Source organism: Chryseobacterium electrogenes, assembly GCF_053553015.1.
In genome coordinates, this window is the sequence record NZ_JBNPPB010000002.1 from 237,096 (window position 1) to 253,799 (window position 16,704).

Genomic DNA, 16,704 nt, shown 5'->3' on the forward strand with positions numbered 1-16,704 from the left:
TATCAGCAAAAAAGCTTATTTTTTGATAAACTGTTGAGATTTAGAATTAAATTTAATAAAGTAAACACCGCTTGCTAAGCTAGATACGTTAATTCCAGATTGAAGATCTGCTTGCTTGGATGACTTTACTACGCGACCAGAAGCATCAATGATTTCATAAGAAGAGATTTTAGTTTTAGAATCAACATATAAAATATCAGAAACTGGGTTAGGATACAATCTATTAATCTCATTAATATTGATTTCTGAAGAAGAAAGATTGCCTAATCCCGCGCAATAATCCATTGGGAAAGATTGCCATTCTTCGTCTGCAAAAACCTTTGTGGGATTAGTCACAGACGGTAATCTATAAAGCGATTTATCAGCATTAGAGTTATTAATGCCTTTCGTGCCGATAGCATCTACGGGGAAGTTTTTATAGTTAAGCTCTACGTAATTAGAACCAACAAACGCCAAAGCTGGTGCCGCCGAAACAAACTTAGCATCTGCCGTGTTATAACAAGAAAACTTAGCATTCGGGTTAATTGCTACAATGGATTCTCCATGTGCTAACTTGCCTTCTAGCTCTAACGGTTTTTCGAAAAAGAAATTATTTCCAACTTTAGTCTGCATGCTTAATCTGTAATTATTTAGATCTACATCGTGTCCGGTTGTATTTTTAATTTCTAATGCTTTGTTATTATCAGAACCTTCGAGATATTTTATTATTATCAAATCTTTTGAATAAACATCCGACTCCAAGGTCGTCACAGAAACAACATTGCTAATGGCGCTTTTCTGATAAGAATTATTATATGTAACAATATTGAAATTGTAAGTTGTATTAGGCGTTAATCGATCAACAACCATTTTAGCTTCAGAGGTTCTCTTTAACAAAATGCCATCTTGGTATACTTCATAGCCTAATACTGTAGGATCAGAAGTCGGTTGCCATTGCAAGTTGGTAAAATATGCCGATACTTTTGTAGCAGCCAAATTAGATGGTGCTTGTGGTGCAACGGTACTTAAAGTCTGATTCCAAATTGTATTAACCCATTCTGGATGATCGATAAAAGGATTTCTGTTTTTCTGGATGGCGTAGACATAATTATTTCGATCCTTTTCTCTTTGAGATACTGGATCTGCATTATGCCAGCTTACCAACATGTCAATGTACCATTTTTCGAAAGCTTGCTCCTCTGTACCATTAAGTGGGTTTCTGTCTTTTTTAGGATCAGCATCCGTGTCAAAATTAAAACTCCCTAATTTCCCTTGGTACCTTACTACAAAATATAATAGCATTCTTGCAATATCTCCTTTAAACTCGTTAATAGGTTCATAAACTCTACCTGTATATGTTGCATTAGGAATAGCAGAATCATTAATCTTAGAAGAATTAGTGAAGGTGTAGTGATTTTTAGCCCCAGCAATACCATAAGGATAATTATTTCTCAACTGATTAATTCTTGCATCTGTTGGGATGACAAAAAGCAAATCCGAATACATTGGGTAATTGCTGTTAAAAGAACTTTGAGGCATCACATGTTCGCGGTTCCAACCCAATCCTTCGCTCCCCGCTGTACCAATCATCTGTGTAAAGTCATACTCGTACGCATCTGGTCCTGTTGGTATTTCAGAATAAATATCCATTAACGACCCATTATTTTCATAATAACGATCTACATCTGTTGTTGCATAAAAGCTACCTAGATTATCATAATGCCAACTAATAGTTTTATTAGATAAAATTTCTTGTAGTTTGGTTTTCAGTGCGTAGCCTGACAAATTGTCGGTTCCTTGATAGTAATCTCCAGCTTGTGAAAATGATAAAAAAGGAGCCAGCAAAATTGCAAAGTATAATTTCTTCATAAAAAGTTAAAAAGATGGTAAATATAAATAATTATTCATTAAAAAGAATAGTGTAATTATTAATACAGCATTAATAATTCATAATATAAACTTGTTTTAATGCTTATTTTATAATATTCTGAGGATATGATAACTTGTAATATTTTAGATAGATCTCAGGGATGTGTATCGCTTTGTTATATGATAATGCAAGCAATACATTGTAGTTAATTATCAACGATTAAGGTAAGTTTTATTGTTATGAAATATTTCCTCAAAAAAGAAAAGTAAATATATTTCATGTAAATTAATTAAATTTATGTATCTTATAATCAAATATTTAAATGTTATTTTAAAATAGAAATTATAATTATTTTTAATTAAAAATAAGATTTTGACCAAAGGCATAATTAATATATATTTGAAAATCTAAAAATAAATATGGAAAACAACATTGATAGCTTAAAGATGGTTGCAGAAACCGCAAGAGAGTTTGCAGAAAAAAATATAAGACCTAATATAATGGACTGGGACGAAAGCCAGACTTTTCCTAAAGACCTTTTTCATCAATTAGGAGAAATGGGTTTTATGGGAATTGTAATCCCTGAGCAGTACGGAGGTTCTGGTCTTGGCTATCACGAATATGTTGCTATTTTGGACGAAATATCTCAAGTAGATCCATCTATTGGGCTTTCTGTAGCAGCGCATAATTCGCTTTGTACTAATCATATTTACGAATTCGGGAACGAAGAGCAAAGAATGAAATGGTTGCCAGATCTAGCTTCTGGGAAAGTCATCGGTGCCTGGGGATTAACAGAACATAACACAGGATCTGACTCTGGAGGTATGTCTACAACTGCTGTTAAGGACGGTGATCATTGGGTGATTAATGGAGCTAAAAATTTTATAACACATGCTATCTCTGGAGATGTAGCCGTTGTAATGACAAGAACAGGAGAAAAAGGAGCTAAAAATAATTCAACAGCTTTTGTATTAGAAAAAGGTATGCCTGGTTTTTCATCAGGTAAGAAAGAAAATAAACTAGGGATGCGTGCTTCCGAAACTGCCGAACTTATTTTTGATAACGTTCGTGTTCCGGATTCTCACAGATTAGGAGAAGTAGGAGAGGGTTTTAAGCAGGCTATGAAAATCCTTGATGGTGGTAGGATTTCTATCGCTGCATTAAGCTTAGGTACTGCAAGAGGTGCTTATAAAGCTGCTCTTAAATATGCTAAAGAAAGACATCAATTCGGGAAGTCAATTGCTAGCTTCCAAGCGATTAATTTTATGTTAGCTGATATGGCGACAGAAATTGATGCTTCAGAATTGTTAATACAAAGAGCTTCTACGCTTAAAATGGCAAAAAAACCAATGACCAAAGAAGGTGCAATGGCAAAACTTTATGCCTCAGAAGCTTGCGTAAGAATATCCAATAATGCAGTGCAGATTTTTGGCGGTTATGGTTATACTAAAGATTTCCCAGTAGAAAAATTCTATAGAGATTCTAAGCTTTGTACGATTGGAGAAGGTACTTCAGAAATCCAAAGATTAGTAATCGGTAGAGATATCACAAAGTAATAGATTTCTAAATTCGATATTAAAGCATCCTAAAATTGGGATGCTTTTTTTATATTTGTTTAAAATTATAATTAAAGTGGAAAAGTTAGATAGTCTTAATCAAGTCGCAGAATTTCATACAACCTTCAAAGCTCCAATTTTAGAAACGCCACAGATCCCGTCCAAAGATCGTTGTGACCTAAGAGTTAGTCTACTACAAGAAGAACTTAATGAGCTGAAACAAGCTATTGCAGATAACGATTTGGTAGAGATTGCGGATGCACTTTGTGATTTGCAATATGTATTAAGCGGTGCTGTTTTAGAATTTGGTTTAGGAGAAAAATTTGCAACCCTTTTCAACGAAGTGCAGCGTTCTAATATGTCTAAAGCTTGTGCCACCGAAGAAGAAGCTATCGCAACAGTTAAAAATTACGAAGAAAAAGGTGTTGAGGTTTTCTATGAAAAATCTGGTGAAAAATATAATGTTTACCGAAAAGAAGATAATAAAGTTCTTAAAAGTATTAATTACTCTCCAGCTGACCTAAAATCTCTTTTATCTTAAATTAAAAGTATCATGAAAAAGAAATGTTACACACTTTGGATTGCTGGATTATTAACATTAAGCCTACAGTCTTGTCATGCACAAAAAGTAGTTGTTAATAGAGAAGTAGAAACCCAAAATGATGGGAAAATGCTTTTGGGACATCAGACCTTAGATCAATTCAAAAAAGAGCCTTATAAAGACTGGTTTGATGAAGAATATAATAATTATCGTTTAGATAAAAAAAGCATTTCTGAACTCAAAAAAGAAAAGCTATCTGGTTATAATATGACCATTTTTGTAGGAACTTGGTGCGGTGATAGTCATAGAGAATTCCCTCGATTGATAAAAATATTAGAAGCTGTTAACTATAATCCATCGAAAATTGAAATTATTGCTGTTAATAGAAAAAAAGAATCTCCAAGCGGCGAAGAAGGGATATATAACATACAACGTGTCCCTACAATTATCCTAAAAAAGTATGGAAAAGAAGTGGGCAGAATTATAGAAACTCCAGAAACTGGCTATTTGGAAAGAGATTTGCTTAACATCTTAAAAAAAGATGATAACAAAGCAGAAAAACCGCATGAATAATATTAGATCCATTTTGCCTTTTGTGATAGGCGTTTTACTAACAATTTTTTCTTTGTTAGCATGGCGTGGATGCCACAAAGAAGAAGGCGCAGTCATTAACAAAGACTATTATTTGATTACCAATCAGATTTCTAAAATGAACAAAATGGTCGTTTTAGAACAAGATTTTTCAAGTTTTCAGACGCATAAGAGCAAAGTTTTTTCTATTGCTGGTTATGATGTTTTGCCTAAAGAGATGGTTTTGTACACGACAGCAAAGGCACAGGTTTCTTACGATCTTAAGAAAATGAAAATCGATGTAGATACCATTAATAAAAAATTAATTATTAATGAGTTGCCACAAGCAGAGATTAAGATTTTTCCTGATGTGAAAATTCATTTTATGGATGATTATGCCGTTAACCGTTTCAGCCAATCGGATATTAATGACATTATGGAATCTGCTAAAAAAAATATGATCAAAAGTGTTAATCAAGATCAATTAAAGCAAGAAAGTAAAAAACAACTGTTGCAAAATCTGAACGAAATTTTTGTTCTTGCAAAAGCTTTGGATTATACAATAGAAGATAAAACCCAAACATTTAGTTTAACTCAGCTTTAAAATTTGATTCAACTAAAAAATTAAGATAATAAAATAGCCTTTCACATAAGTGAAAGGCTATTTTGTGTTTTGTATTATTTCTTCTCAGGAATGTTGGCAAGAACTTCTTGCAAGTATTTCCAGAATTTTTGTAATGAAGAAATGCTCGCTCTTTCGTCTGGAGAGTGCGCGCCCTTTATTGTTGGCCCGAAAGAAACCATTTCCATATCTGGGTAATTGGTACCTATAATACCGCATTCTAACCCAGCATGACAAGCTACAACCATTGGCTTTTCTCCAAAATCTTTCTCGTAGATATCAGTCATTATTTTGATGATTTCTGCATCAGGTTTTGGTTTCCAGCCTGGGTAGCTTCCCGAAAATTCAGTTTTTAGACCATTACTTTCAAAAGAAGATTGTAGTTGTTGTGCAACTTGTATTTTAGAAGAATCTACAGATGATCTTGTTAAATTTAAAACTTTAACAGAACCATTTTTAACCTCAATTCTTGCAACATTATTAGATGCTTCTACTAAGCCTTCTACATCAGGACTCATACGGAAAACTCCGTTATGAGCAGCTGTTATGGCATAAATTACTTTCTTAGAATCTTCTACAGAAAGTGCGTCTTCCGTAGACGTTGTTTTTTCTATATTGATTGTAAGGTCTTTTTCTATATTGGCAAATTCTTCTATTATTAAAGCTTTTAACTCGTTTGTAGAATTAACGAAACCTTCAGTGTTATTAATAGAAACAGTTGCATTAGCTTCTCTTGGGATAGCATTTCTTAATCCACCGCCATCTACGCTAACAATCTGTATGTTGTTGTCTAATCCAGCGAACAAAAAGCGCGCTAAGATTTTATTAGCATTCCCGAAACCTTTGTGGATATCCATGCCAGAGTGACCACCTTGTAATCCTTTAATTTCAATTTTAAATAAATCAGATGACGGAGCTTCTGTTGAGAAATTCCCAGTTGCTGTAATGTCTACGCCACCGGCACAACCAATATCAATTTCGTCATCTTCTTCCGTATCTAAGTTTAACAAAATATCGCCGTGTAATAATCCGCCTTTAAGACCAAGAGCACCGGTCATACCAGTTTCTTCATCTATCGTAAAAAGTGCTTCTAGAGCTGGATGCGGGATATCTGTGCTTTCTAATATAGTCATAATAGATGCTACACCTAAGCCGTTATCTGCACCTAATGTTGTTCCTTTTGCTTTTACCCAATCGCCATCTACATACATCTGGATGCCTTGTGTTTCAAAATCGAAATCAACATCGCTATTTTTCTGACAAACCATGTCTAGGTGAGATTGCATTACAATAGGCTGTCGGTTTTCCATGCCGGCTGTTGCTGGCTTTGAGATGATGACGTTACCTACTTCGTCCACGATGGTTTTAAGACCAAGATCTTCCCCGAATTTTTTGATAAAAGCAATTACACGTTCTTCTTTTTTAGAAGGTCTCGGCACAGAATTAAGCAATGCGAAGTTTTTCCAAATATTTTTAGGTTCTATTTGAGAATATTCCATAGTAGTATAAAAAATTAGATAGCTAATTTACGGAAACTATCGCAGGTAGTAAAGGTTTTTATAATTTTTAAAATTTAGATTAAAAATTAATGTATCTCGTTAAATTTTAATTTACTTTGATAGTATTTGTATTGCGAATTTATTATTAAATTTATGTATATTGTGAGTTATTATAAATTTAAAAGAATGAATAAAGTTTTATTATTTTCAGCTTCATTATTTGTAATGTCGCTATTTAACGGGAAAAATCAATCAAAAGCTACGGTTGATTTACCATATTCTTACGGTTTTGAAACCTCCGATCTTGATGGTTGGACTATTGTAAATGCAGGTAAAGGAAATGATTGGGAAGTAGCAACAGCATCTAGCCAAACTCCAGATCCATCAGAAGGAGAAAAATACATGCTTTATTATTTCCATGAAAACCCAGCCAATAGCTACTTGTTTTCTAAAGGAATTAATCTAAAAGCAGGGGAAGATATTAATCTTAAATTTGATTATATGGGTACTGATATTGTGTTTAGCGAAAAAATGGAAGTTCTCATTGGGACTGCTCCAAACGTTGCCGCACAAACAAAACAATTATGGATTAACGAAGACATTTATAATTATCCATACAATACTGCTTCTGTAGATTTTACAGTACCAGCAGACGGCGTCTATTATATAGCTTTTAGAGCTTTTTCTGATGCAGATCAATTTTATTTGAGTTTAGATAATATTAAGGTTTCCAGAGCAGGCTTAGCCACAAAAGAGAGTAGTACTGCAAAACTGTCGTTTTATCCTAATCCAACTAAAGATGTCTTGAATATTGATAATACTATTGACATAGAAAATGTTAACATCTATGATCTTTCAGGAAAGAAAGTGTTAACTCAAAACTTTAATTCAAAAAAAGTGTCAATAAATGTTTCTTCATTAGCTAAAGGGACTTATATGGTGCGAGTTGCTAGCAAAAATAGCGCTAAAACTATTAAAATGATTAAAGATTAATAGATATCAATACTATCTTTAGTTTGCTAATATGGTGTGATTATTCATGCCATATTTTATTTTCAATATATCCGTTTGTAATCGACTACAAACGATAATAAATACTTCTCTACCGATTAAGAAGATAATATTGATGCAATTTTACCGAAGAGATTTGAGAAAACATATAACGACTCATTTCCGAAAGTTAAATTAAAATTATACAATTATGTCTTTAAGAAATCGCGTGACATTAATCGGTCGCACAGGAAAAGAAGTAGAAATTCATACTTTCGAAAACGGAACAAAACGAGCAACTGTTACCCTTGCAACTTCTGATTATTATACCAATCAGGCTGGAGAAAAAGTAGAAGATACGCAATGGCATACTTTAGTTATTTTTGGGAAGCTTGTTGATATTGCAGAAAAATATGTTCCTAAAGGAAAAGAAATCGCAATAGAAGGAAAGCTCCAATACCGACAATATGATGATAAAGATGGAGCAAAACGTTATATTACAGAGATAAGGGTAGAAGAGTTATTACTGTTAAGTAACAAATGATGAAAAAAGGGAAGCTCTTTTTGTTAGAGCTTCCTTTTTATTTTTTTAGACGATCTGCAATATATTCTATCTGGTTTTTTCCGTGAGCCTTCGGCAAGCCGTCTTCACCTAATGCAACCATCACTATCTTTTCTATGGTTACAATTGTCTGATGGGTCATTTTGTTTCTAACTTCACATTTTAGAGTTAAAGAGGTATGTCCAAATGCAGTTGGTTGCAGCCCAATCTCGATGATATCACCTTGTTTTGCAGAATCTACAAAATTAATTTCGGACATATATTTGGTAACCGTTTTTTTATTATCTAACTGAATAATAGCATATAATGCAGCTTCTTCATCAATCCATTCCAATAGTCTACCACCGAAAAGTGTGTGATTAGGATTAAGATCTTCTGGTTTTACCCATTTTCTGGTGTGGTATTTCATTTCCATAATTGATTTTTGATAGTACAAATTTAAGCTTTTGAATAATGATAATAGACTATATAGTATTCAGTTTTTCTATAAAAAGAGTTGATAAAAACATAAATACCGAGCTTTTCTAAGACTTAAAGCCGATTGTCTAAGAATATTCTTAATTTTGTATCAAATAATACAGATCAATCCTCCTAATATAATGAAACCGAGTTTAGCAAAAGGCACGCGCGATTTTACAGCACAAGAAGTTTATAGAAGAAAATATATCATTAACATATTACAGAAGAATTTCGAATTATTTGGGTTTCAACCTTTGGAGACGCCAAGTTTTGAGAATTTATCAACTTTAACAGGTAAATATGGTGAAGAAGGTGATCGCTTGATTTTCAAAATTCTTAATTCTGGAGATTACGCTTCTAAAACGAAAGATGAAGATTGGACATCTAAAAATTCTCAAAAGTTAACGGCGCAGATTTCCGAAAAAGCTTTACGTTATGATCTAACAGTGCCATTTGCACGTTATGTCGCAATGAATCAAGGTCAAATAAATTTCCCTTTCAAGAGATATCAGATACAACCAGTTTGGCGCGCAGATCGTCCACAGAAAGGGCGTTACAGAGAATTTTATCAATGTGATGCAGATGTTGTAGGAAGTACGAGTCTTTGGCAAGAAGTAGAGTTGGTTCAGTTATATTTTAACTCTTTCAAGCAGCTTAATGTACCAGTTTCAATTCATATGAACAACCGTAAGATTCTTTCTGGATTGGCAGAATATGCGGGGATTTCTGAGCAATTGATCGATTTTACTGTGGCTCTAGATAAATTAGACAAAATCGGAAAAGATGGCGTTATCAAAGAAATGTTAGAGAAAAACATTTCTCAAGAAGCGATTGATAAAATTGATTTCTTATTTAACCAAAATGAAGATGCTTTAGAAAATTTACTTCAACTTAAAGAAAAATTTGCAGCGGTAGAAATTGGACTTCAAGGCGTGGACGAGTTAGAATTTGTAATTCTTAAAGCCCGTGATCTTGGTGTAGATGCGAGTTCTTTGGTATTTAATATTACTTTAGCAAGAGGTCTGGATTATTATACAGGTGCTATTTTCGAAGTTAAGGCGGATGGTGTAGAGATGGGGTCAATCGGCGGTGGCGGACGTTATGATAACCTTACCGAAGTTTTTGGAGTGAAAAATATTCCCGGAATTGGGATTTCGTTTGGGTTGGATCGTACCTATTTGGTAATGGAAGAACTAGGTGTTTTCCCAGAAGATGCAGTCAATAATACGCAATATCTTTTTGCTAATTATGGTGAAGCAGAAACTTTGGAAGCTTTAAAGTTGATCTCAAAACTAAGAGCGAAAAATATTGCTACCGAAATTTATCCCGAAGCTGCAAAACTAAAAAAACAATTTACCTACGCTGAGAAAAAAGGCATAAAAAATCTGATATTTTTAGGTGAAGAAGAAATTAAAAATAATACAATAACTATAAAAAATATCGTGTCTGGCGAGCAAAAAACAGTTAGACAAGAAGATTTTTTGAAAATAGATTTGTAAATTATTATTAACAATAAAGCGCCTTTATAGAGAAATTTATAAAGGCTTTTTTGTGCTTTTATTTCAGTTAGTTAGGTATTTACAGGAAAATAATTTGATTTCTTTGATAAGTAGAAGTGTTTTGTGATATTTGTATTCGGTTAGTATTCAATGATTTTCTGCTTTTTATTTTGAGTAAAGTAAGTCAATTAAATAAAACTAATCATTAAAAATTAATTTATAACATGGAAAATTATTTAGAAACTAATAAAGCAACTTGGAACAAGAAAGTAGATGTCCACATGAAATCGGATTTTTATTTCTTAGAAGAATTTATCCAAGGAAGAAGCTCTCTTAATCCTGTAGAATTGGGATTGTTAGGCAACATAGACGGAAAAAAAATACTACATCTTCAATGTCATTTCGGGCAAGATAGTATTTCTTTATCACGATTGGGCGCCAAAGTTACAGGCGTAGATTTGTCGGATAAAGCGATTGAAGAAGCTCAAAAATTGGCTGTTAAATGCAACACGGATACTCAGTTTATTGCTTCCGATGTGTATAATTTGCCACAAGTTTTGGATGAGAAATTTGATATCGTTTACACAAGTTACGGCACAATTGGTTGGTTGCCAGATTTAGAAAAGTGGTCGAAAGTCATTTCTGGATTTCTTAACCCTGGAGGAAGATTAGTTTTTGTAGAATTCCATCCGATGGTTTGGATTTGGGATAATGATTTTGATAAAATAATCTATTCTTATTTTAAAGATCAGGCGATTGTCGAAAATTATGAAGGCACTTACGCTGACAAAAGCGCTGAAATTACGCAGACGGATATCACCTGGAATCACAGTTTGGATGAGGTTATCCAGAATATTTTAAAACAAAACCTACAGTTAGACAGTTTTCAAGAATTTAATTATTCGCCGTATCAATGTCTTAATGGCATGGTAGAAACCGAAAAAGGAAAATATATCATAGAGAAATTTGGGGATAAGGTTCCGCTTGTTTATGCTATTTCTGCTACAAAAAAAGACGACCAATAGTCGTCTTTTTTACTTTATATAAGTATTATTTCGCTGCGTTTTCAACTTCAGTTTTCACTTCGTCAGCTTTTGTTTTTACCTGATCTACTGTTTCGTTAACTTTATCTTTAAGATCATTCCCGAATTTTGTCAGATTATCTTTTGCAGTATTAATCGTGTCTTTCACTTTTTGTTGATCCTCAGGAGAAGATTTTTTATACTTCCAATACGCCAATGCACCTAATCCTAATAACGCCAATAAGCCATTTGTTTTGTTTCCCATAATTATAATTTTTTGATTTAGTAAAGAAATATACTGATTAATAAGGAAATAACGTGCCAAAAGTCATAGAGTTGTCATAAACTTTGTTAAATTTTTGGGCGTGTCGCTGTTTCGCGGCTCGTTCGGTCGCTCGCTTCGCTCGCGCCTCACTCGCCGCCTCTCAGCGTCGGTCTATGCGCAGTCGCTGTTTTTAGGCGACAATATTACGCTGGAAAGCCTAAAAAACGAGCTCCAACAATGCGCTTCGCCCTCACGCAGATGAGCGTTTAGTTATAGATTTTATAAAGAATTGAGAATTTCTGCCAGCTTTTCAGTTAGTTTTTTACGGCTGAATTCTTCAATATTAGCATTTTGGTTAATGCTTGCTCCGGACTTCCAGATTGTATAGATTTCTAAAATGTAAGCTTTAAGATCGATTGTATTATTGTAATCAAAATGCTTTCCGGCTTTAGTTTTATCAAGAATTTTATTAACATCAGCCTTATTGGGACCAAAGGACAAAATTGGTTTGCCAGTTGCCAAATATTCAAATAACTTTCCGGGGATAATGCCTTGAGATTCGCTGTTAGGGAAGTTGGTGATTAACAAAAGATCAGAAGACAACATCTCCATGAAAGATTGTTGATGCGCTAGATAACCTTTGTTATTGATATAATTTTTTAGCGGTGTTTTTTCAATGTTTTCAAGGATTTTCTCGTCAACTCTGCCTACAAATTTCAATTCAAAATCATTAGAGAAATCAGTGTTTTCTGCTAAAATTTCATTTAAAGTTTGCCAAAGATTCTCAGGATTTCTGAGCTGTTCTAACACACCAATATAACTTAAAGAGAATTTTTGTGACTTAGCAACAGATTGATGATTCACGTTGTCAAAACCATTGGTAATACAAACAGCATTAGCGCCTAGTTTTCTGAAATTTTCAGCATCTTGATAACTTGTAGCCAATGTAATATCAGCATTTTCGAAGACTTGTCGCTCTAGATTTCTATGCTTTTTGTCAGCATATTTAGTTAATTTTAGATGCTTATAATACGATATTTCTGTCCAAGGATCACGGAAGTCAGCAATCCACTTTAGGTGAGGTAATTCTTTTTTAAGATTAAGACCGATGAGATGCATGCTGTGTGGCGGGCCTGTGGTCACAAGAACATTGATGTTGTGTTGTGTGAGATAATCTTTTAAATAAGTAGTGGAAGGATTTACCCAAAATTTTCTGGCATCCGGAATAAAGAAATTACCTCTCACAAAAATCGAAAGCTTCGCCATGAAGGATTGGTTTTTCCCTACATCAAATTGTCCTGCTTTAAATTTTTTATTCTTCTTACTCAGTTTTTCTGCCAATTGATAAGGTTCCCAGATTGGCGTCTTTACCATCTCGATATTCTCGGGAACTTCTTCTAGTAGAGTGTTATCTACAATTGGGTAATTAGGATTTTCTGGCGTGTAGATAATTGGTTTCCATCCAAAATCGGGAAGATATTTAGCAAATTTCAGCCAACGCTGTACGCCTGGTCCACCTGCTGGCGGCCAATAATAGGTAACAATTAAAACTTTCTTAGAGATTTTCATTCAAGGATTTAGGCTTCGTGAAATCGATTCTGTAAATTTACCTGTTTTTAATAAAATCCCCAATTAAATTTTTTAAAATTCCTGATTATGATTGTTAGAGAACCGATGCATTGGTTTAAAATGCTGTTTATTTGGCGTGGATCTGTCTTGCGAAAAGTAATTGTTCAACTCTCGGTAATTACCTTATTTTCTTTGGTTGTATTGTATTTTAAAGGGACAATTTACGATTATAAAGTTCATCTTAATCCGGCTATATTTACGTTAATAGGCTTAGCTCTAGCTATTTTTATGGGATTTTGTAACTCGGCAAGTTATGATCGTTTTTGGGAAGGACGTAAGCTTTGGGGCGCTTTGGTGATAGATTCTAGATCGTTAACGAGGCAGATTTTAAGTGTTGTTAATGGACAAAATATCACGAAAGAGCATAAAGACGATTTTGTGAAAATGATTGCCGCTTTTTGTTGGGCGCTTAATTATCAGTTGCGTGGTAATCAGGATTTGTCGCAATTAGAGCGATTGCTTTCTAAAGAAAATTTTGAATTTGTAAAGGATAAAAAATTTAAACCAATTGCAATTTTGGATCTGATGGCAGCTTGGATTAATCAACAAAAAGAATCAGGAAATATTGATAGTATTGTCTGGAGCTCTCTGGATAACCAGTTGAATCAATTGTCTAGTATTGTAGGTGGTTGCGAGAGGATTCTCAATACGCCGTTACCATTTTCTTATTATGTATTATTGCATAGAACGGTTTATTTTTACTGCTTTTTGCTACCATTTGGTTTGGTTGATGTTGTAGATGGGATGATGCCTATTATTGTCTTGTTAATTAGTTATACTTTTATCGCTTTGGATGCTTTGATTAAAGAAATTGGCGAACCTTTTGGTGAAGAAGAAAATGATTTGGCGCTTAATTCGATTTGTAAGACCATTGAGTTTTCTGTTTTTGAACAGGCAAATATTAGCCAATTACCGTTAGAGTCTCCTAATACTTATTTTGTGGATTAATATGGAATATTTTCTAGATCAATCTTTTGATAAAATTATTGTTTCTCAGCTGTTAGCTGGAGATTATGAAAATTGTATTTTTAGGAATTGCGATTTTAGTAATTTTAATTTATCGGGATTTAAGTTTTCTAACTGTGACTTTTACGACTGTAATTTTAGCATGACAAGCATTAGAGATACTGCATTTCGGGAAGTTACTTTCAAGATGTGTAAAATGATTGGTATTAATTTCGAAGAAGCTCATTCTTTCAATATATCTTTTAGTTTTTATGATTGTTGGTTGGATCACTCATCATTTTATCAATTGGATATTAGAAAAACAATATTCAGTAATTGTAGTCTCAAGGAAGTAGATTTTACCGAGGCTAATCTTTCATATTCTGTTTTTACAGACTCTAATATGTCTAATTCTATATTTGAAAGGACAATTTTGGATCATTCAGATTTTAGAAGTGCAATTAATTTCTCTATTAATACTAATCATAACCAACTAAAAAAAGCGAAATTTTCTAAAGATAATCTTGCTGGTCTTGTCAATAATCTTAATATTATCATAGAATAGTTTTAATAATCAGACAAAGCTTAGTATTTTTGAACAAATAAAAAAGATATGAGAAAAATACTTTATATAGCCGTTGTTTTCTCTGTGAGCGTGTCTGCACAATACACAGATATTAACATTGTAAAAGAAGTTAAAGTTAAAAATAAAGGTGTTGTAGTATCGGCACATCCACTAGCTAGTGATGCTGGTGCTAAGATTTTGAAACAAGGCGGTAATGCTTTTGATGCTATTATTGCGACGCAATTAGCACTTGCTGTAGTCTATCCGCAAGCTGGTAATATTGGTGGTGGTGGTTTCTTGGTGGCGACAACGTCTGAAGGGAAGAAAATAGCTTTAGATTACCGAGAAACTGCTCCTAACAAAGCAACTTACAATATGTATTGGGATAAGAAAGGTAACGCTAATACCGATCTTTCTCAGGGCGGAAGATTGGCTGTAGGTACGCCAGGAAGTATATCTGGGATGTTTGCGACGCTACCTTACGCCAAACTTAGCTTTTCTCAATTGATAGAGCCTGCTATAGATCTTGCTGATAAAGGTTTTGCGATTACAGAACAAGAAGCGAAACTACTTAACGATCATAAAGCTGATTTTGTTAAACATAATAAAAATCAAACAGTTTTTGTTAAATCTACAGATTGGAAAGCAGGCGATATTTTGGTTCAAAAAGAGTTGGCAGAGACTTTAAAACGTCTTCATAAGAATGGTGAAAAAGAATTTTACCAAGGCGAAACCGCTCGATTAATCGTCAACGAAATGAAGCTTGGCAACGGTATCATCACGGCTCAAGATCTTAAAGATTATAAAACTAAAGTCAGAAAACCTCTTATTTTTGATTACAAAGGACACGAAGTTATTTCTATGCCTTTGCCGTCTAGTGGAGGAGTTTTGCTAGCTCAGATGCTCAAAATGTACAGTTATGCTAACGTTAAGAATCCTCAACAAAATTCTATCGAGACGGTACAACCAATGGTAGAAGCCGAGCGTAGAGCATATGCCGATCGTGCAGAATATATGGGAGATCCTGATTTTATCAAAGATCAAACAGAAATGTTAATCAGTGATAACTATCTTAAAAACCGTTGGGCATCTTATAATCCCTCTCAAGCAACGCCAAGTAAAGATGTTGGTAAGATTATTAATCAACCTAAAGAAAGTACAGAAACTACGCATATTTCAATTTTAGATAAAGAAGGAAATGCGGTTGCGGTAACGACAACGCTTAACGGATTGTACGGTAGTAAAACTGTAGTTTCTGGTGCTGGCTTTTTCTTAAATAATGAGATGGATGATTTTTCTGTAAAACCTGGTGTGCCTAATATGTATGGCGCTGTTGGTGGCGAGGCTAATGCGATAAAAGCTAATAAAAGAATGTTGTCTTCTATGACACCAACGATTTTGTTAAAGAATAACAAAGTGAAAATGGTAGTTGGTACACCTGGTGGTACTACAATTCCGACATCGGTTTTCCAGGCCATTGTAGATGTTGTTGATTTTGGATTAAATGCTAATTTCTCAGTTAATGCGCCGAAGTTTCACCATCAATGGTTGCCAGAAACAGTGGCTGTAGAAACTAATTTCCCAGAAATAACCGTTAAAGCTCTAGAAAATATGGGCTATAAAATTGAACGCAGAAAACAAATTGGAAGAACCGAAGTAATCCTTATAGATGATAATAAAAATATTCATGCGGTGGCAGACGGAAGAGGCGACGATTCTGTTGGTGTAGAATAGTTACTTAAGAAAATATTATTTTGTCTTGCTGAAATCATCTCTACAAAGCTGAATTAAGTTTCTACGGAAACCTAGCGAAGAGGTTCGACGAAGTCAAAGACAAACACTTTATTACAAACTTTATCCGTATAAATAAAGTTTGTATATGACCTTTAAAATAAAAAAAACTCAGGCTTTTGGTCTGAGTATTTTTTTGTCTGAAATTTTAATATTTTAGATGTACTTCACAGTATGATTAAGATGACAACTCTGAATCATAATGCAATATCTAAGGAGATTAAATGTAATTTCAAAGTAATGGTTGATATAATTTTAAACCAAAAAAAAGTTTCAAATCTCAAGATAAGTTTTGAATCTAAAGAAGTTCTCCGGAAGAGATAATCAGCTCTGTTTGTAA

Annotated in this window: 16 protein-coding genes; 11 read left to right on the forward strand and 5 right to left on the reverse strand. The window is 33.7% G+C overall.

Annotation, left to right across the window (positions count from 1 at the left end; translation table 11 throughout):
• Nucleotides 1-15: 15 nt before the first annotated feature.
• Complete coding sequence (locus ACQQ6V_RS01095) at nucleotides 16-1,848, reverse strand: endonuclease (RefSeq protein WP_448843751.1); 1,833 nt, start codon at nucleotides 1,846-1,848, stop codon at nucleotides 16-18.
• A gap of 420 nt (nucleotides 1,849-2,268) precedes the next feature.
• Between ACQQ6V_RS01095 and ACQQ6V_RS01100 the strand changes: the two genes are divergently transcribed.
• From ACQQ6V_RS01100 to ACQQ6V_RS01115, 4 genes are all read left to right on the forward strand, one after another.
• Entirely contained in the window at nucleotides 2,269-3,405 is a 1,137-nt protein-coding gene (locus tag ACQQ6V_RS01100) for an acyl-CoA dehydrogenase family protein (protein ID WP_448843752.1), read from the forward strand.
• A gap of 76 nt (nucleotides 3,406-3,481) precedes the next feature.
• Entirely contained in the window at nucleotides 3,482-3,946 is a 465-nt protein-coding gene (locus ACQQ6V_RS01105) for a pyrophosphohydrolase domain-containing protein (protein ID WP_448843753.1), read from the forward strand.
• Between the two features lie 12 nt (nucleotides 3,947-3,958).
• Nucleotides 3,959-4,519 (forward strand): TlpA family protein disulfide reductase, encoded by a 561-nt coding sequence (locus tag ACQQ6V_RS01110; RefSeq protein ID WP_448843754.1) that lies wholly within the window; start codon nucleotides 3,959-3,961, stop codon nucleotides 4,517-4,519.
• Entirely contained in the window at nucleotides 4,512-5,120 is a 609-nt protein-coding gene (locus ACQQ6V_RS01115) for a DUF4230 domain-containing protein (protein WP_448843755.1), read from the forward strand. Before ACQQ6V_RS01110 ends, ACQQ6V_RS01115 begins: the two co-directional genes overlap by 8 nt.
• Nucleotides 5,121-5,194: 74 nt before the next feature.
• On the opposite strand, the gene ACQQ6V_RS01120 is transcribed toward ACQQ6V_RS01115, so the two are convergent.
• Nucleotides 5,195-6,637, reverse strand: coding sequence for an aminoacyl-histidine dipeptidase (locus ACQQ6V_RS01120; RefSeq protein WP_448843756.1), 1,443 nt, complete (start codon nucleotides 6,635-6,637; stop codon nucleotides 5,195-5,197).
• 186 nt (nucleotides 6,638-6,823) lie between these two features.
• On the opposite strand from ACQQ6V_RS01120, the gene ACQQ6V_RS01125 reads away from it, so the two are divergent.
• Together ACQQ6V_RS01125 and ACQQ6V_RS01130 are read left to right on the forward strand one after the other, a co-directional pair.
• Nucleotides 6,824-7,630 (forward strand): T9SS type A sorting domain-containing protein, encoded by an 807-nt coding sequence (locus tag ACQQ6V_RS01125; RefSeq protein WP_448843757.1) that lies wholly within the window; start codon nucleotides 6,824-6,826, stop codon nucleotides 7,628-7,630.
• Between the two features lie 208 nt (nucleotides 7,631-7,838).
• Complete coding sequence (locus ACQQ6V_RS01130; RefSeq protein ID WP_448843758.1) at nucleotides 7,839-8,171, forward strand: single-stranded DNA-binding protein; 333 nt, start codon at nucleotides 7,839-7,841, stop codon at nucleotides 8,169-8,171.
• Between the two features lie 37 nt (nucleotides 8,172-8,208).
• On the opposite strand, the gene ACQQ6V_RS01135 is transcribed toward ACQQ6V_RS01130, so the two are convergent.
• Nucleotides 8,209-8,598 carry an acyl-CoA thioesterase gene (locus ACQQ6V_RS01135; protein ID WP_448843759.1) on the reverse strand — a complete coding sequence of 130 codons (390 nt, stop codon included), beginning with the start codon at nucleotides 8,596-8,598 and terminating at the stop codon, nucleotides 8,209-8,211.
• Between the two features lie 190 nt (nucleotides 8,599-8,788).
• On the opposite strand from ACQQ6V_RS01135, the gene hisS reads away from it, so the two are divergent.
• On the forward strand, nucleotides 8,789-10,147 hold the full coding sequence (hisS, locus tag ACQQ6V_RS01140; protein WP_448843760.1) for a histidine--tRNA ligase: 1,359 nt from the start codon (nucleotides 8,789-8,791) through the stop codon (nucleotides 10,145-10,147).
• A 224-nt stretch (nucleotides 10,148-10,371) separates the two neighbouring features.
• Nucleotides 10,372-11,172, forward strand: a complete 801-nt coding sequence (locus ACQQ6V_RS01145) for a class I SAM-dependent methyltransferase (RefSeq protein WP_448843761.1) — start codon at nucleotides 10,372-10,374, stop codon at nucleotides 11,170-11,172.
• 25 nt (nucleotides 11,173-11,197) lie between these two features.
• On the opposite strand, the gene ACQQ6V_RS01150 is transcribed toward ACQQ6V_RS01145, so the two are convergent.
• The gene (locus tag ACQQ6V_RS01150) at nucleotides 11,198-11,434 is read right to left on the reverse strand and encodes a YtxH domain-containing protein (protein WP_448843762.1); all 237 of its coding nucleotides are present in this window, start codon (nucleotides 11,432-11,434) and stop codon (nucleotides 11,198-11,200) included.
• A 279-nt stretch (nucleotides 11,435-11,713) separates the two neighbouring features.
• Nucleotides 11,714-13,003 (reverse strand): glycosyltransferase family protein, encoded by a 1,290-nt coding sequence (locus tag ACQQ6V_RS01155; protein WP_448843763.1) that lies wholly within the window; start codon nucleotides 13,001-13,003, stop codon nucleotides 11,714-11,716.
• 87 nt (nucleotides 13,004-13,090) lie between these two features.
• Here ACQQ6V_RS01155 and ACQQ6V_RS01160 point away from each other — a divergent pair, with 87 nt between their 5' ends.
• Genes ACQQ6V_RS01160 through ggt form a run of 3 tightly spaced genes read left to right on the forward strand, consistent with a single transcriptional unit; the run spans nucleotide 13,091 to nucleotide 16,307 of the window.
• Nucleotides 13,091-14,011: a bestrophin family protein gene (locus tag ACQQ6V_RS01160; RefSeq protein WP_448843764.1), complete on the forward strand. Its 921-nt coding sequence runs from the start codon at nucleotides 13,091-13,093 to the stop codon at nucleotides 14,009-14,011.
• Nucleotide 14,012: 1 nt separating this feature from the next.
• The gene (locus tag ACQQ6V_RS01165) at nucleotides 14,013-14,573 is read left to right on the forward strand and encodes a pentapeptide repeat-containing protein (RefSeq protein ID WP_448843765.1); all 561 of its coding nucleotides are present in this window, start codon (nucleotides 14,013-14,015) and stop codon (nucleotides 14,571-14,573) included.
• A gap of 48 nt (nucleotides 14,574-14,621) precedes the next feature.
• Nucleotides 14,622-16,307, forward strand: a complete 1,686-nt coding sequence (gene ggt / locus ACQQ6V_RS01170) for a gamma-glutamyltransferase (RefSeq protein WP_448843766.1) — start codon at nucleotides 14,622-14,624, stop codon at nucleotides 16,305-16,307.
• The last annotated feature ends 397 nt before the right edge of the window (nucleotides 16,308-16,704 follow it).

Coding starts and splice junctions, on each gene's coding strand:
- ggt (WP_448843766.1), top strand. CDS start 14,622: ATGAGAAAAATACTTTATATAGCCGTTGTTTTCTCTGTGAGCGTGTCT.
- ACQQ6V_RS01130 (WP_448843758.1), top strand. CDS start 7,839: ATGTCTTTAAGAAATCGCGTGACATTAATCGGTCGCACAGGAAAAGAA.
- ACQQ6V_RS01100 (WP_448843752.1), top strand. CDS start 2,269: ATGGAAAACAACATTGATAGCTTAAAGATGGTTGCAGAAACCGCAAGA.
- ACQQ6V_RS01135 (WP_448843759.1), bottom strand. CDS start 8,598: ATGAAATACCACACCAGAAAATGGGTAAAACCAGAAGATCTTAATCCT.
- ACQQ6V_RS01155 (WP_448843763.1), bottom strand. CDS start 13,003: ATGAAAATCTCTAAGAAAGTTTTAATTGTTACCTATTATTGGCCGCCA.
- ACQQ6V_RS01125 (WP_448843757.1), top strand. CDS start 6,824: ATGAATAAAGTTTTATTATTTTCAGCTTCATTATTTGTAATGTCGCTA.
- ACQQ6V_RS01145 (WP_448843761.1), top strand. CDS start 10,372: ATGGAAAATTATTTAGAAACTAATAAAGCAACTTGGAACAAGAAAGTA.
- ACQQ6V_RS01095 (WP_448843751.1), bottom strand. CDS start 1,848: ATGAAGAAATTATACTTTGCAATTTTGCTGGCTCCTTTTTTATCATTT.
- ACQQ6V_RS01110 (WP_448843754.1), top strand. CDS start 3,959: ATGAAAAAGAAATGTTACACACTTTGGATTGCTGGATTATTAACATTA.
- ACQQ6V_RS01150 (WP_448843762.1), bottom strand. CDS start 11,434: ATGGGAAACAAAACAAATGGCTTATTGGCGTTATTAGGATTAGGTGCA.
- ACQQ6V_RS01160 (WP_448843764.1), top strand. CDS start 13,091: ATGATTGTTAGAGAACCGATGCATTGGTTTAAAATGCTGTTTATTTGG.
- hisS (WP_448843760.1), top strand. CDS start 8,789: ATGAAACCGAGTTTAGCAAAAGGCACGCGCGATTTTACAGCACAAGAA.
- ACQQ6V_RS01115 (WP_448843755.1), top strand. CDS start 4,512: ATGAATAATATTAGATCCATTTTGCCTTTTGTGATAGGCGTTTTACTA.
- ACQQ6V_RS01165 (WP_448843765.1), top strand. CDS start 14,013: ATGGAATATTTTCTAGATCAATCTTTTGATAAAATTATTGTTTCTCAG.
- ACQQ6V_RS01120 (WP_448843756.1), bottom strand. CDS start 6,637: ATGGAATATTCTCAAATAGAACCTAAAAATATTTGGAAAAACTTCGCA.